Consider the following 14,893-nt stretch of genomic DNA (forward strand, 5'->3'; position numbering starts at 1 on the left):
CCGGTGGTGCTGACGCCATCGTACGTGACCGACGTACATGGAGGCCAGCGCATTTCCCGGGGGTCAGTCGCCCCGCTGCCGGCGGCGCGCCGCCGAGATGGCCCGGTCGGCCTCGCGGCGGTCCTGCTTCTCGCGCAGGGTCTGCCGCTTGTCGTAGTCCTTCTTGCCCTTGGCCAGCGCGATCTCGACCTTCGCCCGGCCGTCCTTGAAGTACAGGGAGAGCGGCACGATCGTGTGACCGGTCTCCTGGGACTTCTGGAAGAGCTTCTCGATCTCCTCCCGGTGCAGCAGCAGCTTGCGCTTGCGCCGCGCCGAGTGGTTCGTCCACGTCCCCTGGGTGTACTCGGGGATGTGCACGTTGTGCAGCCACGCCTCGCCCCCGTCGAGCTGGCCGAAGCCGTCGACCAGGGAAGCGCGTCCCTGGCGCAGCGACTTCACCTCGGTGCCGGTGAGCACCAGGCCCGCCTCGTAGGTGTCGAGGATGTGGTAGTCGTGCCGCGCCTTCTTGTTCTGCGCGATCAGCTTGCGACCCGTTTCCTTTGCCATAGCGCGGCCATTCTCGCACCTCGGCGGGGCCGGGGGTACCGGTTTGCGCGCCGGTCAGCGGGCCGGCGTGCCCAGACCGTCCAGCACCTGGAGGGCCTCGGACTCGGCGTCCGCGCCGCCGGCGACCTTCAGGTCGGGCTCGACCCCGCGGCCGTCCACCCGGCGGCCCGCGGGCAGCCGGTAGTGGCCGACGGTGAGCTCGGCGACCGAGCCGTCCGACAGCCGGCTGGGCATCTGCACCGATCCCTTGCCGAAGGTGCGGGAGCCCACGACGACGGCACGGCCGCGGTCCTGCAGGGCGCCGGCGAGCAGTTCGGCCGCACTCATCGTGCCGCCGTCCACGAGCACGACGAGCGGGGTGTCGGTGTCGCCGGCGTCGGCCGCGTAGAGCGCCTGCTGCCTGCCGTGGACGTCGTACGTGGCGACCAGGCCGCCGTCCAGGAACGCGGAGGCCACACCGACGGCCTCGGTGACCAGGCCGCCGGAGTTGCCGCGCAGGTCCAGGACTATGCCCTTGTGTCCCGGCCGGCCGGCCAGGGCGCCGCGGACCTGCCCGGCGACACCCTTGGTGAAGGCGTCCACCTTGACGACGCTGACGCCGCCGGGGACGTGCCGCACCCGTACGGACTCCGTCGGCAGCAGGGCGCGCCGCGGGGAGACCGCCCAGGAGCGCGCGCCGCGCCGCAGGCCCAGGGCCACGGCGGTGCCGGCCGCGTCGGAACCGCGCAGCCGGGCGACGACCTCGGTGACGGGACGGCCGGTGACCTCCGTGCCGTCGATGCTCATCAGCCGGTCCCCGGCGTGCACACCGGCCCGGGCGGCGGGGCTGCCGGACTGGACGCGGTCGATGCCGATGCGGCCGTCCTCGGTGCGTCGCACCCACAGGCCGACCCCCACGTACCGGCCGTCCAGGGACTGCTGGAAACCCTCGTACTCCTGGGCCGTGTAGAAGGAGGACCAGCGGTCGCCGCTACGGCTGACCAGGGCCTCCGCGGCCTGCGGGCCGACCTTGCCCTCCGCGATCGCCTCGGCGATCTCGTCGGTGTCGGCGACGGTGCCGGCCGGGATGCGGGAGTGCGGCGGCGTCCGCCGCTCCCCGCCCAGGTCCCCGAAGGAACCCGCCGCGGCACCCGTCGCCAGGACCGCGCCGAAGACCAGCGTCAGCGCCGCGGCACGGCGCAGGCGGCGCGGTCTCCCGGGCGGACGGTGGCTCAGCACGTCGGGCAGTCTAGGCGAGAAGCGGGCGCTGTACGGAAAGTCGGCCGTACAGCGCCCTTGGCGCGGATCAGACCTTGAGGTATTTGCGCAGCGCGATCAGGGCCGCCAGCGCGGGCATCAGCATGCCCACCACCAGCACCAGCGGCAGCACCTGTGCCACCTCGCCCCAGCCGAGGAAGTTGATCAGCGGCACCTTGGTCTGCAGCGAAAGGCCGTGGTCGATCAGGAAGTAGCGGCCCACGAGGAGCATCAGACAGGCCAGGCCACCGCCGACCAGACCGGCGAACGCGGCCTCCATGATGAACGGCATCTGGATGTAGAAGCTGGACGCGCCGACCAGCCGCATGATCCCCGTCTCCCGGCGGCGGCTGAAGGCCGACACGCGCACCGTGTTGACGATCAGCATCATCGCCACCGCGAGCATGAACGCCAGCACCACCAGCGCGGCCAGCGTCATGCCGTTGAGCAGCCCGAACAGGTTGTCCAGCAGGGCCTTCTGGTCCTGCACCTCCTGGACGCCGGGACGGCCCTGGAAGGCGCTCGCCACCACCTGGAACTTCGTCGGGTCCTTGAGCTTGACCCGGAACGACTCCTGCATCTGGTCCGGGGTGAGCGAGTCGGCCAGCGGCGAGTCGGAGAACTGCTCCTTGTAGTGCTTGTAGGCGTCCTCCGCGCTCTCGTGGAAGTACTTGTCCACGAGCGGCAGCGCCTTGAGCTGCTTCTCGATGTCCTGCTTCTGCTCCTCGGTGACGGCGCCCTTGGTGCAGTTGGGGTCGGTCTTGGCGTCGTTCTTGTTGCAGAGGAAGATCGACACCTGGACCTTGTCGTACCAGTAGCCCTTCATCGAGTCGACCTGCTCGCGGGCGAGCCACGAGCCGCCGGCGAGCGCGAGCGAGAGGGCCACGGAGACGATGACCGCGAAGGTCATGGTGAGGTTGCGCCGGAGACCGACGCCGATCTCCGAGAGCACGAACTGGGCGCGCATGTTGTCCTTTCAGAAGGCTGCGGTGTGCAGGGCGGGGCCCAGGCTCAGTGCTGGTAGCCGTAGACGCCGCGGGACTGGTCGCGGACCAGTCGCCCCTTCTCGAGCTCGATGACGCGCTTGCGCATCTGGTCGACGATGTTCTGGTCGTGGGTGGCCATCACCACGGTGGTGCCGGTCCGGTTGATGCGGTCCAGCAGCCGCATGATGCCCACGGAGGTCTGCGGGTCGAGGTTTCCCGTGGGCTCGTCCGCGATCAGCAGCATCGGGCGGTTGACGAACGCCCGGGCGATCGCCACGCGCTGCTGCTCACCACCGGACAGCTCGCCCGGCATGCGGTCCTCCTTGCCGCCGAGGCCGACGAGGTCGAGCACCTCGGGGACCGTCTTGCGGATGGTGCCGCGCGGCTTGCCGATCACCTCGAGGGCGAACGCCACGTTCTCCGCGACCGTCTTGTTGGGCAGCAGGCGGAAGTCCTGGAAGACGGTGCCCAACTGGCGCCGCATCTGCGGCACCTTCCAGTTGGACAGCCGCGCGAGGTCCTTGCCGAGGACGTGCACCATGCCGGTGTCCGTCCGCTCCTCGCGCAGGATCAGCCGCAGGAAGGTCGACTTCCCGGAGCCGGAGGAGCCCACCAGGAAGACGAATTCACCCTTCTCGATTTCCAGCGACACGTCCCGAAGTGCAGGACGGTTCTGCCGGGGGTAGGTCTTGGTGACGTTGTCGAATCGGATCACGGTTGCACTCCGGATACAGGGGATCGGAGGCGACCTTACGCGAATGGCCGCGGCCCGCGCAGTCCGCGGTCCGGGATGACGGGTTTATCCATCGACCACGGGGGGACAAAGCAGGCATTGGCCACATGCGTCACTCTTCGGAGTCGCGGGAATCACGCGGGGCGCGCCGAGCGTCCCGGAAACTGGCACAGTGGTCGGGGGCTCGGGAACGTACCGCCCCTGTCGCGCGTTGTTCATGGAGCGGCCGCCAGGCCGCCTGGGAGGAGGCCACCGCATGACAGTCGACCGACTGGTGTGCGCCAACTGCGCCGGCCCCGTCAGCGAGGGCCGCTGTGCGGTCTGCCGCGCCCACCGCGCCCGCATGCAGCAGGAGAACCCCTTCGCGGCCATCTCCCCGGCGGCACTGATCGCCCTGCTGGTCGCCCTGCTCGCGGTGGCGTGGGTGGTGCACGAGGCCGCCGTGTAGCGCAGCGCACACAGACAGCAAGCACAGGGGCCCGCGGCGCATTCGACGTTGCGGGCCCCTGCGGCGTTCCCGGGCCTCCTGTGGACGCACGGGGGCTCCCGGGTCCGGGTGTGGGCCTCGCAGCGCGCAGCCGTGGCCGCAGCCGCTCAAGCGGGGCCTCGGGCGGAACGGCACCGCCCGCGAGCGTCGTGGCGGCACCCCGGCCGGCTCGCGTTGCCGTGACCCTGGGTGACCAATCCGCTGCCGCCGACGACGGTGCGGTCGGCACCGTCGGCGCCCGGGCCGGACCGTCCGCGCACGCCCCCGTGGCCGGAGCCGCGCCACCCCCGTGCGGGCTCGGCTGCCCCGGAACGCGACGACTGCCGCCCGTCGGGCGGCAGTCGTGGAAGTCCGGGACGCTGACGACGCGTCAGACGCCGGCGCCCTGCTCCTGCTGCTTGCGCCAGCGGATGCCCGCCTCGAGGAAGCCGTCGATGTCGCCGTCGAGGACGCCCTGGGGGTTGCCGACCTCGTACTCCGTCCTCAGGTCCTTGACCATCTGGTACGGGTGGAGGACGTAGGAACGCATCTGGTTGCCCCAGGAGTTGCCGCCGTCGCCCTTGAGGGCGTCCATCTTGGCCTGCTCCTCCTGGCGGCGCCGCTCCAGCAGCTTGGCCTGCAGCACGTTCATCGCGCTGGCCTTGTTCTGGATCTGCGAGCGCTCGTTCTGGCAGGAGACCACGATGCCGGTCGGGATGTGGGTGATCCGGACCGCGGAGTCGGTGGTGTTGACGCCCTGGCCGCCGGGGCCGGAGGCGCGGTAGACGTCGATCCGCAGCTCGGTCTCGTCGATCTCGACGTGGTCGCTCTGCTCGACGACGGGCAGCACCTCGACGCCCGCGAAGGACGTCTGGCGGCGGCCCTGGTTGTCGAACGGCGAGATGCGCACCAGGCGGTGGGTGCCCTGCTCGACGGAGAGGGTGCCGTAGGCGTAGGGCGCCTTCACCACGAAGGTGGTGGACTTGATGCCGGCCTCTTCCGCGAACGAGGTCTCGTAGATCTCGGTCGGGTAGCCGTGCCGCTCGGACCAGCGCAGGTACATCCGCTGCAACTGCTCGGCGAAGTCGGCGGCGTCGACACCGCCGGCCTCGGCGCGGATGTTGACCAGCGCCTCACGGGCGTCGTACTCGCCGGACAGGAGGGTGCGGACCTCCATCTCGTCCAGCGCCTTGCGCACCGACTCCAGCTCGGTCTCGGCCTCGGCGCGGGTGTCCGCGTCGTCCTCGGCCTCGGCGAGCTCGAAGAGCACCCCGAGGTCGTCGATGCGGCCGCGCAGCGCCTCGGCCTTGCGGACCTCGGCCTGCAGGTGCGACAGCTTGCTGGTGATCTTCTGCGCCGCGTCGGGGTCGTCCCACAGCGACGGCGCCGCCGCCTGCTCCTCGAGCACGGCGATGTCGGCCCTCAGCTTGTCGAGGTCCAGAACGGCCTCGATCGAGGCCATGGTCGACGAGAGGGACTTGAGCTCTTCGGATACATCCAGGACTGCCACGTCCCCCAGCGTACCGGCACGCCGCGCATTGCCGCGCCGGTGAGCCGGGGCGGCCCGGCCCACCGGCCGGGAGGTCCCGCGCCGCTCAGACGGTGACGGGGGCCGACGCGTGGGCGAGCGTGCCGTCGGCGCGGCGCAGGTACAGGGTCAGGGTGTCGTCCGCCGTGGTCAGACCGGGGTGGGAGGGGGTGCTGGCGGACAGCGGCACCGGCGTCCACGTGCCGCCGTCGGAGACGGCGGCGGCCAGGGCCCCGTCGTCGGCGGGGGCGAGGACGAAGAGCCGGCCGCCGGAGACGGCGGGTTCGGGACGGCCCGTGGCGTCCAGGCCCGTGACGATCTCGGAGGGGCGCCAGGCGCCGTTCACGTACGGCAGGCGCAGCACGGCGCCGTCGGCCTTGCGGACGGCGAAGGCGTCCAGGGTGCCGGACGCGGCCGAGACCAGCCCGGGGGCGGCGGTGACCCGGCCCGCGGTGGGGACCAGCGCCCAGGCGTTCCAGCGGCCGTCGACCCAGGAGGAGGTGACGAGGTCACCGCCGGAGCAGCCCACCAGGTCGATCCGGCCGGGCGCGGAGGAGGCGGCGGCAGGGGTCGTGGTGAAACGGGCGGGCTGGTCGACCTGGTACCAGTCGCCCCACGCGCCGCCGCTGAGGGTGCGGCGGTAGACCTTGTGGTCGGTGCCGAGGGCGAAGACGTCCAGCTGCCCGGCGCGCGAGGAGACGACCGAGGGGTCGTCGGCGACGCTTATCCCGGTGAGCCGGTGCCAGGTGCCGGAGACCAGGTACCAGACGTTCTTGTCGCTGCCCCGGGTGAACACGTACGTCGTCCCGGAGACGGAGATCGCGCGGGGGCCGCCGACCGGGTGGACGTCGTGGTCCGGGAAGCGGGGCAGCGCCGTGTAGCCGGACCAGCGCAGCGCGGCATCCTCGGTGGTGCCCGCCGGGGTGCTGACCGCGCCCTGCGGGGAGGCGGCGGCGCCGGTGGGGGCGGTCGGGGTGGTCGAGGCCTGCCCGGACGGCTTGTCCTCCCGGCTGTTGGAGCCGCCGTCGTCATCGGAGCCGGAGGCCGCGATCGCCCAGCCGCCGAGCCCGACGACCAGGGCGGCCGCCGCCGCGGCGCCGATCTTGACACGGCGGCGCTGGAGCGCGTCGGGGACGGCCCGGTGGCGGTGCCGGGCGCGCTGGCCGGGCATCGCGGCGGACCCGCCGCCGGCCAGCTCCTCCGCGGTGGGCAGCTTGATGCTGGTGTGCGTGTCACGCGTGGAGTCGGGTGCGGAGCCGCGGACCAGGGGCACGGCACCACGTGGCCGGCCGGCCGGCGGGTCGTACGGCTCGGCGACGGAACCGGACTCCCGGTCGTACGCGTCCTCGCCGTGGTGGTCGCCGGGCGCGTCCACCTCCAGCGGGGGCAGCCCGGCGAGCGCGGGCAGCAGCTCGCGCAGCCGCGCGCCGACCTCGGCCGCCCTCAGCCGGGAGGCGGGGGCCTTGGCCAGGCACTGGGAGAGCAACTGCCACAGCTCGTCGGGCAGGTCGGGCAGCGGCGCGACGGACTCGGTGACGTGCCGGCGCAGCACCGCGCCCGGGTGACCGCCGCCGAACGGGGTGAAGCCGGCGAGCAGCTCGTACAGGACGGTGGCGAGGGCGTAGATGTCGACGGAGGCACGCGGCGGCAGACCTTCGATGATCTCCGGGGCCAGGTAGTCGGGGGTGCCGATGATGCGGGTGGCCCGGGTGCGGCGCGGGGAGTCGACCAGCCGGGCGATGCCGAAGTCGGTGAGCAGTGCCGGGGGCGCCCCGCCCGGTCCGGGCGGGGCGGCGGAGTCCAGCAGCACGTTCTCCGGCTTGACGTCGCGGTGGACGACGCCCGCGGCGTGGGCCGCGGCCAGCCCGTCCGCGACGTCCGCGGTGATGGAGACGGCCGCCTCGGGGGTGAGCCTGCGTTCGCGCTCCAGCCGGGAGCGCAGGTCCGTGCCGCGGACGAGTTCCATGACGAGCGCGAGGTCGGAACCGTCGACCACCAGGTCACGGATGCCGACGATGTGCGGGTGGTGGAGCGCCAGCAGGGCCGTGCGCTCCTGGACGAAGCGGCCGACGAGGTCCTGGTCGGAGGCGAGGTCCTCGCGCAGCAGCTTGATGGCGACCGGGCCTTCGGGGCCCTCGCCCAGCCACACCGTGCCGGCGGAACCCCGCCCCAGCACCTGGTGTGCGGTGTACCGGCTGCCGATCTTCCGTCCCAAGGCTGCTCCGACTCCTCCGACGTGCCGTCGTGTTGGCGACAAAGCTACGCGGATGCGAGCCGGTTGGGGGAACCTGTCAGGGGTGAGTGCGGCTTCTCCGGGAGAAATCACCCTCCAGAAGTCGACAAATCACCAACATCGGCGGATCGGAGAGGTGACGACGCACCGCTCGGCGTTGACGGAACCGGGCCCCGCAGGCGGGTGGCGCCACGTCATCCGCCGCCCCGGCTCGCTCAGTTGGGGGCGCGGCTGCCGGCGCCCCCGGCCGGGGGCGCCGCCGCACGCCGTTATTGGTTGCCGCCGGGGACGTTCGGGACGTCCGGGGCGCTGTTGGCGGTGTCACCGATGGTGGAGACCCAGTTCCACACCTCGCTGATCCAGCCGGTCACGGTGTCCCACAGGCCCTTGCCCGTGTTCAGCCAGTCCTGCAGGGGGGTGAGGTACCAGGCCAGCATGAAGATCACGACCAGCACGACGATCATCGTGAAGCAGCCCTTGAGGCACCCCAGTCCCGGGATCTTCATCGGGTTGGCGCTGCGGGGGCGCGGCTCGCGGCGCGGGGCCGGCTCGGGCGCGGGCGGGCGCTGCGGCTCGTACCGCTGGTGCTGCGGCTGCTCGTAGCGCGGCGCGGGCTGCTGCGGCCGCGGCGCGTACTGCTGGGGCTGCGGCTGCTGGCCGTACTGCTGCGGATGCGGCTGCGGGGCGTAGGCGGGCTGCGAGGGCTGCCGGTACTGAGGGGGCTGCTGCGGCCGCTGCTGGTACGCCTGGGGAGGCTGCTGAGGCTGTTGCGGCTGCTGGGCGGGCTGCCGGCGCGGCCTGCGGCGCAGCGGGTCCTGCTCCGGGTCCAGGTACTGGATCTCGGTCTGCTCGGCGCGCGCACGGGCGCGGTTGAGCTGCGACTCCCACGGATGCGGGCCCTGCGGGACACCGGAGTCCGACGGTCCGTCCGGCACCGGCGGCATCACCCGGGTGCCGTCGCCGGACGCGGTCGGTGCCGAGCCCCCCGGGATCACCCGGGTCGCGTCGGCGGCGCCCCCCGCCGAGGCGGGCAGGACGCTGGTGGCCGCATTGGGGTCGTACGCGTCGTACGCGCCGACGGGCGACCGGTTCGGCAGCACCTGGGTGGGGTCGGCGGTGCCCGGCGGGACGAGCGGGGTGTCCGGGACGGTGGCCGGTGCCGGGTCCGGCGCGAGCAGCGCGGCGACGCCGAGCGCCGCCTCGGACTGCGCCGGGGAGGAGTGCACGCCCACGCCCGCCGCGACGACGCGCAGGGCGCGCGCCAGGTTCTCGGCGCTCGGGCGCTCGCCCGGCTCCTTGCGCAGGCAGCGCTCTATCACCGTCCACAGCGGTTCGGGCACGATGGAGGGACGGCGCGGCTCCTCGCTCAGGTGCTGGTGCAGCACTTCGAGCGCGCTCTCGCCCCGGAACGGCGGGCGGCCGGTGACCAGTTCGTACAGGAGGATGCCGGCGCCGTAGATGTCCACCGCGGAGGTCTGCGGACGGCCCTGGGCCGACTCCGGCGCTATGTAGGCGGGCGTGCCCACGAACTCGTGGGTGCGGGTGACGCCGGGCGAGTCCGCCAGCCGCGCGATGCCGAAGTCGGTCAGCATCGGGTGCATCTGCTGGGTGCCGTCCGGGCCGGCGACGGTGGCGAGCAGGACGTTGGCGGGCTTGAGGTCGCGGTGGACCACGCCGTCGGCGTGGCTGGCGGCCAGCGCGTCGGCCACGGCGGCGGTCAGCAGGGCGCCGCCGACCGGCGAGAACGGGCCGTTCTCGCGCAGGTAGCGGTAGAGGTCGGGACCCTCGACCAGGTCCATCACCAGGGCGAGCAGCTCACCCTCCACGACCAGGTCGCGGACCCGGACGATGTGCGGGTGGCGCAGCCTCAGCAGGACCGACCGCTCCCGGAGGAAGCGCATGACGATGTCGGGATCGCCCGCCAGCTCCTCCTTGAGCACCTTGATCGCGACGACCTCGCCGGTGTCCCGCACCTGGGACCGCCACACGGTGCCCGTGGCTCCGCGCCCGAGCGGCTCCACCAGTTCGTATTTGCTGCCTACCGGCCGCACGTTCGCGCTCCCTGGATCTTGGCCTGGTCCGTGGCCTGTTTCGCCCACTGTAGTGCCGCCACGTGGGAGCGGGGCTGCGTTCCGGTACGGGGCGGGTGTGGGGTTAGGACGCGGGGTACGGTCGTTTGGTTGCTTTTTCCGCCCAATGCTGACCATTCAAGATCGCAAAGGTGGGCACCGGCGGCGAGCTGTCGGCGGCGGGTGGGAGGATGCGTGTCGCGGAACGCGCATCGCCGAGCCGGCTGGGTCAGCCGAGCAAGGGGAGCCCGCCGGTCCGTTCTTGTACGTGTCGACGTCCCGGGCACGGCGGGGTGGGGTCGGGGGCCCGCACCGCGGTGGATCCGGGCAGAAGGGACCGTGGACGGAGATGCAGATCCGGCTGACCGTTCTCGGGCCGCGCGGCGGCCGCGCGGCGCGCTCCTGCGACGTGCTGGTCACCGCGCCCGCGGGCACTCCTCTGAGCGCCGTGGCCGGCGCCCTCGCGTCCGGCTCGGGCGGCTCCGGCCAGCCCGCGCGGGCCGGCAAGTCCACGCCCCCGCTGTACGCGGGCGCCGAGCGCCTGGACCCGGCCACCGCCGTCCTCGGCGTACCGCCCCTGCTCGACGGCGCCGTCCTGTCGCTGCACTCCCCCGCCGACGGGCACGACGGCGGCCGTCCCACGGCCGCCGCCCGGCTGCACGTCGTCGGCGGGCCCGACGCGGGCGGCGTCCACCTGCTGCAGGGCGGCCGGATCCGGGTCGGCCGGTCCGCGGACGCGGACGTCCCGCTGGACGACCCCGATGTCTCACGGCTGCACTGTGCCATCACGGTGGACGGCGAGGGCCGGGTCACCGTCGTCGACCTCGGCTCCACCAACGGCACCACCCTCGACGGGGCTCCCGTGGGCGAGCGCGCGGTCCCCTTCCCCGCCGGCACGCTGCTGCGGATCGGCGAGTCGACCCTCCGGCTGGAGCCGACGCCCCCGGGCTCGGCCGTCCCCCCGCCGCCCGCCTCCGTCCCCGCCGTCCCCGACGCCGAGGGGCACCTCCAGGTGTCCCTCCCCCCGACCTCCTGGCCGGACAGCGGCCCCGTGGCGATCTGGCGTCCCGCCCGTCCCGCCGACGGCACCCGGGAGCGGCCCACCGCCCGGGACGCGGTGCCCGCCGACGGTCCGACGACCACCGGCACCGGCGCCGGGAACGTCGGCGTGGACGCCCTGGCCGCTCCCGCGCCCGGACCGGGGCCGGCGGAGGGCGCGCCGGGCACCCCGGCCCGGCGGGACACCCCGCAGCGCGGCCTGTCCGAGCAGACCCGCACGGTCGCGCTGCCCCAGGGCCGGCGCGGCGGCGGGAAGGCCGCGGAGGCCGGCAGCCGGATGGCCGGGGCCATAGGGGGCTGGGCCAGGCGCCTGGCGGCCGGACGCGGCGCCCCGGGCGCCGACGGCCCCGGGGGCGGCGGGACGACGTACGACCAGGCCGACGCCGCCGCGCTGCGCGAGCGCTGGCCCGATCCCGCGGCCGTCCTGCTCACCGCGCTCGGGCCGGGCCCGCGGCTGTGGGAGCGCGCCCTCGGCCATCCCGACCTGCTCACGGTCCGGCTCGGCACCGCCGACCTGACCGCCGAGGACGGCTTCCGGACGCTGCCCGCCGTGCCGTTCACCGTCGACCTGCGCGACCCGCACACCCATGTGCTGGGCCTCGCCGGACCGCGTCCCCGGCTGTCCGGGCTGGCCCGGGCGGTGATCGCCCAGCTGTGCGCCCTGCACCCGCCCGGCGTGCTGGAGGTCGTCCTGGTCAACGCCGACCGCTCCCGTCCCGCCGAACAGCGGGCCGAGGAGTGGGGGTGGCTGAACTGGCTGCCGCATCTGCGCCCGGCGCACGGCCAGGACTGCCGGTTGCTCACCGCCACGGACCGGGAGCAGGCGGAGGCCCGCGTCTCCGAGGTGGTCCGGCGCATCGAGGAGGGCCCGCTCGGCACGGGCTGGGCGACCGCCTCCCCGGAGGAGGTGGCCGAGGCCGCGGCACGCCGCGAGGGCCCGTACACCCTGCTGGTGGTGGACGGCGACCCGGGCTCGGCCTATCTGCGCGAGGCCACCGGCCGCATCGCGGCCGCCGGCCCGTCGGTCGGGGTGCACCTGCTGTGCCTGGCCGAGAGCCCGGAGCGGCTGGCCGCCGGGTGCGGTGCCGTCGCCGTACTGGAGGGCGACGTCGCGACGACGCTGCGGATGGAGCCGCACGGGCCGGAGCACATGACCATGGAGGCGGTGTCGGCGGCCTGGGCCGAGCGTTTCGCGCGCGCCCTCGCCCCGCTGCGCGAGGGCGACGCCGCCGCGCCCCGCCGTACGCGCTCCGCGCTGCCGCCCACGGCCCGGCTGCTGGACGAGCTGGACCTGGCGCTCGCCACCCCGGCGAAGATCGCGACCCGCTGGGCCGAGCCCGCTCCCTCCGGCGGTGCGGCCGCGGCGGTCCTGGGCGCCGGCCCGGAGGGCCGGGTCCTGGTCGACCTGGTCGGCGAGGGACCGCACCTGCTGGTCGGCGGCGCCGCGGGCTCCGGCAAGACCGAACTGCTGCGTTCGGTGGCCGCCGCCCTGTCCGCGGGCGAGCGGCCGGACCGGCTGGCCCTGGTCCTCGTCGACGGCGCCGGGTCGGAGCGCGGCGAGGGGCTGCGCACCTGCACCGACCTCCCGCACGTCTCCACCTATCTGTCCGCCTCCGACCCGGTGCGGATGCGCGAGTTCGCGCAGGCGCTCACGGCGGAGCTGAGGCGCCGTGACGAGCTGCTGGACGGGGGCGACTTCGCGCAGTGGCACGAGCGCCGCCGGCTGCCCGCGGTGCCCCGCCAGGTGGAGCCGGGCCACGCCCCGGCCGGTGCCGCCGACCCGCAGGTGCGCGGTGCGGTGCGGGTACGGACCCGCACCACCGAGCCGCTGCCCCGGCTGGTCGTCGTGGTGGACGACTTCGACGTCCTGGTCGCCCCCGCGCTGGGCAGTCCCGGCCGGCCCGCCGCGGGCTCGGTGGTCCGCGCCCTGGAGGGCGTGGCGCGCGACGGCGAGCGTCTCGGCGTCCACCTGGTCGCCGCGACCGGCCGCCCGGAGCGCACCGCGGGCACCGACACCGACGACGCGGCGCGGCTGCGGATCGCGCTGCGCACCGAGGAGCCGGAGTCGGCCGCGCTGCTGGTCGCCGTCGAGGAGCCGGCGACCGTCGACGACGCCCTGCCGGGCCGGGGTTACCTGCGCCGGCCGGACGGAGCGGTCACGGCCTTCCAGGCCGGACGGGTCAGTGGCCGGATCCCGCGTACGGCGACCCTGCGGCCCACGGTGGTCCCGCTGGAATGGGAGCGCATGGGCGATCCGCCGACCCGCCGCCCGGTCCGCGAACTGGGCAACGGCCCCACCGACCTCGCCCTGCTGGCCAGCGCCCTGCAGCGTGCCGCGGAGTCCGCGGCGGCCGATCCGGTGCCGCCGCTGCTCTGAGCCCTCCCGGTCCCCTGCGCCGGCCGCACCGCCGGTCACATGAAGGTCACGATCCAACCGCCGTGCGCTGAGGCGCTATTGCGGCGGTTATCAGACAGGGCGTAGGACTGAACGCGGAACAGCGGATGACGCGGGGACGGGACGCCCGGCGCAGCTGCCACGGCCATGCGGCGGGCTGCCACCGCGGCGCGGGTCCGCGCTGAGGGGATGGGCAGGCAGATGCGGACATCCAGCAGGCGCACGCGACGTACACGCGAAGCGGTCATCGCCGCCGTGGCGACGGCCGCCCTGGCGCTGACGGCCGCCGGGTGCGGCGGAGGCGACGACGACAAGGGCGACCCCGGTGGGAGCCAGAGCAGTTCCGGTGGCAGCGGGAGCGTCTCGCTGCCGGACCTCAAGGGCCAGAAGCTCGAGGTCGCGGCGGTGTGGACCGGGCCGGAGCAGAAGAACTTCCAGAAGGTGCTGGACGAGTTCACCCAGCGCACCGGGGCCGAGGTCGGCTTCGTGCCCACCGGCGACAACGTCTCCACCTTCCTCGGCACGAAGATCGAGGGCGGCCAGCCGCCGGACGTGGCGTTCCTCCCGCAGGTCGGCGTGTTACGGCAGTTCGCGCAGAAGGGCTGGCTGAAGCCGCTCTCCTCCGACGTCCAGGCGCAGCTCGACAAGAACTTCACCACGGGCTGGAAGGACCTGGGCGCGTACGAGGGCAAGCAGTACGGCGTCTACGCCAAGGCCGCCAACAAGTCGCTGGTCTGGTACAACACCGCGGCCTTCGAGAACGCCGGGGTCTCCGAACCGCCGGGTACCTGGGACGACTTCCTCCAGACCGCCGAGACCCTCTTCGAGTCGGGCACTCCCCCGGTATCGGTCGGCGGCGCGGACGGCTGGACCCTCACCGACTGGTTCGAGAACATCTACCTCTCCCAGGCCGGGCCTGAGAAGTACGACCAGCTGGCCGAGCACAAGATCAAGTGGACCGATCCCTCGGTGAAGGACGCGCTCACCACCCTCGCCCAGCTCTTCGGCAAGAAGGACCTGATCGCCGGCGGGCAGAGCGGCGCGCTCAAGACCGACTTCCCGAAGTCCGTGACGCAGACCTTCACCGGCAACCCGCCGAAGGCCGGCATGGTCTACGAGGGCGACTTCGTCGGCGCGTTCATCGGCGACAACACCAAGGCGAAGGTGGGCGAGGACGCCAAGGTCTTCCCCTTCCCCGCGGTGGGCTCCGGCAAGGCGCCGGTGGTCAGCGGCGGTGACGTCGCCGTGGCGCTGAAGGACAACAAGGGCGCGCAGGCGCTGCTGACCTTCCTCGCCTCCACCGACGCGGCGCGGGTGTGGGCCTCCTCGGGCGGCTTCGTCTCGCCGAACAAGTCGCTGAACCTGTCGGCGTACCCGGACGAGGTCTCGCGGTCGATCGCCCAGGGCCTGGTCGCGGCGGGCGACGACTTCCGCTTTGACATGTCCGACCAGGCCCCGGCGGCCTTCGGCGGCACCGCGGGCAAGGGCGAGTGGAAGGACCTGCAGGACTTCCTGAGGAACCCCTCCGACGTCGCCGGCACGCAGGCCAAGCTGGAAGCGGACGCCGCCAAGGCGTACGCCGGATAGGCGGCCACGATGGCGACGGCGGCCACGGCGAAGGGGCCGGCCGCTCCCGGCGGCG

The 14,893-nt window shown here is 73.9% G+C and carries 10 protein-coding genes and 1 pseudogene; 3 read left to right on the forward strand and 8 right to left on the reverse strand.

Translation table 11 applies throughout. The annotated features are described in order from the left end of the window. Positions 1 to 63: 63 nt before the first annotated feature. From smpB to ftsE, 4 genes are all read right to left on the reverse strand, one after another. Positions 64 to 546, reverse strand: a complete 483-nt coding sequence (gene smpB, locus ACFV3E_RS16435) for an SsrA-binding protein SmpB (RefSeq protein ID WP_499512123.1) — start codon at positions 544 to 546, stop codon at positions 64 to 66. A gap of 54 nt (positions 547 to 600) precedes the next feature. Continuing rightward, a complete protein-coding gene (locus tag ACFV3E_RS16440) occupies positions 601 to 1,764 on the reverse strand; it encodes a S41 family peptidase (RefSeq protein WP_500535278.1) in 1,164 nt (387 codons plus the stop codon). A 67-nt stretch (positions 1,765 to 1,831) separates the two neighbouring features. After that, positions 1,832 to 2,749, reverse strand: a complete 918-nt coding sequence (gene ftsX / locus ACFV3E_RS16445) for a permease-like cell division protein FtsX (RefSeq protein ID WP_499512125.1) — start codon at positions 2,747 to 2,749, stop codon at positions 1,832 to 1,834. Between the two features lie 44 nt (positions 2,750 to 2,793). Beyond that, positions 2,794 to 3,483, reverse strand: a complete 690-nt coding sequence (gene ftsE / locus ACFV3E_RS16450) for a cell division ATP-binding protein FtsE (protein WP_018564091.1) — start codon at positions 3,481 to 3,483, stop codon at positions 2,794 to 2,796. Between the two features lie 274 nt (positions 3,484 to 3,757). Here ftsE and ACFV3E_RS16455 point away from each other — a divergent pair, with 274 nt between their 5' ends. Beyond that, the gene (locus ACFV3E_RS16455; RefSeq protein ID WP_326575680.1) at positions 3,758 to 3,949 is read left to right on the forward strand and encodes a hypothetical protein; all 192 of its coding nucleotides are present in this window, start codon (positions 3,758 to 3,760) and stop codon (positions 3,947 to 3,949) included. Positions 3,950 to 4,358: 409 nt separating this feature from the next. On the opposite strand, the gene prfB is transcribed toward ACFV3E_RS16455, so the two are convergent. The 4 genes and pseudogenes from prfB to ACFV3E_RS16475 form a co-directional block, all read right to left on the reverse strand. Next, a complete protein-coding gene (gene prfB / locus ACFV3E_RS16460) occupies positions 4,359 to 5,477 on the reverse strand; it encodes a PCRF domain-containing protein (RefSeq protein ID WP_499512126.1) in 1,119 nt (372 codons plus the stop codon). An 85-nt stretch (positions 5,478 to 5,562) separates the two neighbouring features. Further along, positions 5,563 to 6,666 (reverse strand): DUF8189 domain-containing protein, encoded by a 1,104-nt coding sequence (locus tag ACFV3E_RS16465; protein ID WP_500535311.1) that lies wholly within the window; start codon positions 6,664 to 6,666, stop codon positions 5,563 to 5,565. Positions 6,667 to 6,674: 8 nt separating this feature from the next. Then, positions 6,675 to 7,710: pseudogene (locus tag ACFV3E_RS16470) on the reverse strand (serine/threonine-protein kinase); the annotation flags it as partial. 287 nt (positions 7,711 to 7,997) lie between these two features. Next, positions 7,998 to 9,779, reverse strand: coding sequence for a serine/threonine-protein kinase (locus tag ACFV3E_RS16475; protein ID WP_500535279.1), 1,782 nt, complete (start codon positions 9,777 to 9,779; stop codon positions 7,998 to 8,000). 367 nt (positions 9,780 to 10,146) lie between these two features. Between ACFV3E_RS16475 and ACFV3E_RS16480 the strand changes: the two genes are divergently transcribed. Next, positions 10,147 to 13,233, forward strand: coding sequence for an FtsK/SpoIIIE domain-containing protein (locus ACFV3E_RS16480; protein WP_500535280.1), 3,087 nt, complete (start codon positions 10,147 to 10,149; stop codon positions 13,231 to 13,233). Between the two features lie 219 nt (positions 13,234 to 13,452). Continuing rightward, positions 13,453 to 14,838 (forward strand): ABC transporter substrate-binding protein, encoded by a 1,386-nt coding sequence (locus ACFV3E_RS16485; RefSeq protein WP_500535281.1) that lies wholly within the window; start codon positions 13,453 to 13,455, stop codon positions 14,836 to 14,838. The last annotated feature ends 55 nt before the right edge of the window (positions 14,839 to 14,893 follow it).

Source organism: Streptomyces sp. NPDC059718 (assembly GCF_042733315.1).
In the GTDB taxonomy this organism is placed as follows: domain Bacteria; phylum Actinomycetota; class Actinomycetes; order Streptomycetales; family Streptomycetaceae; genus Actinacidiphila.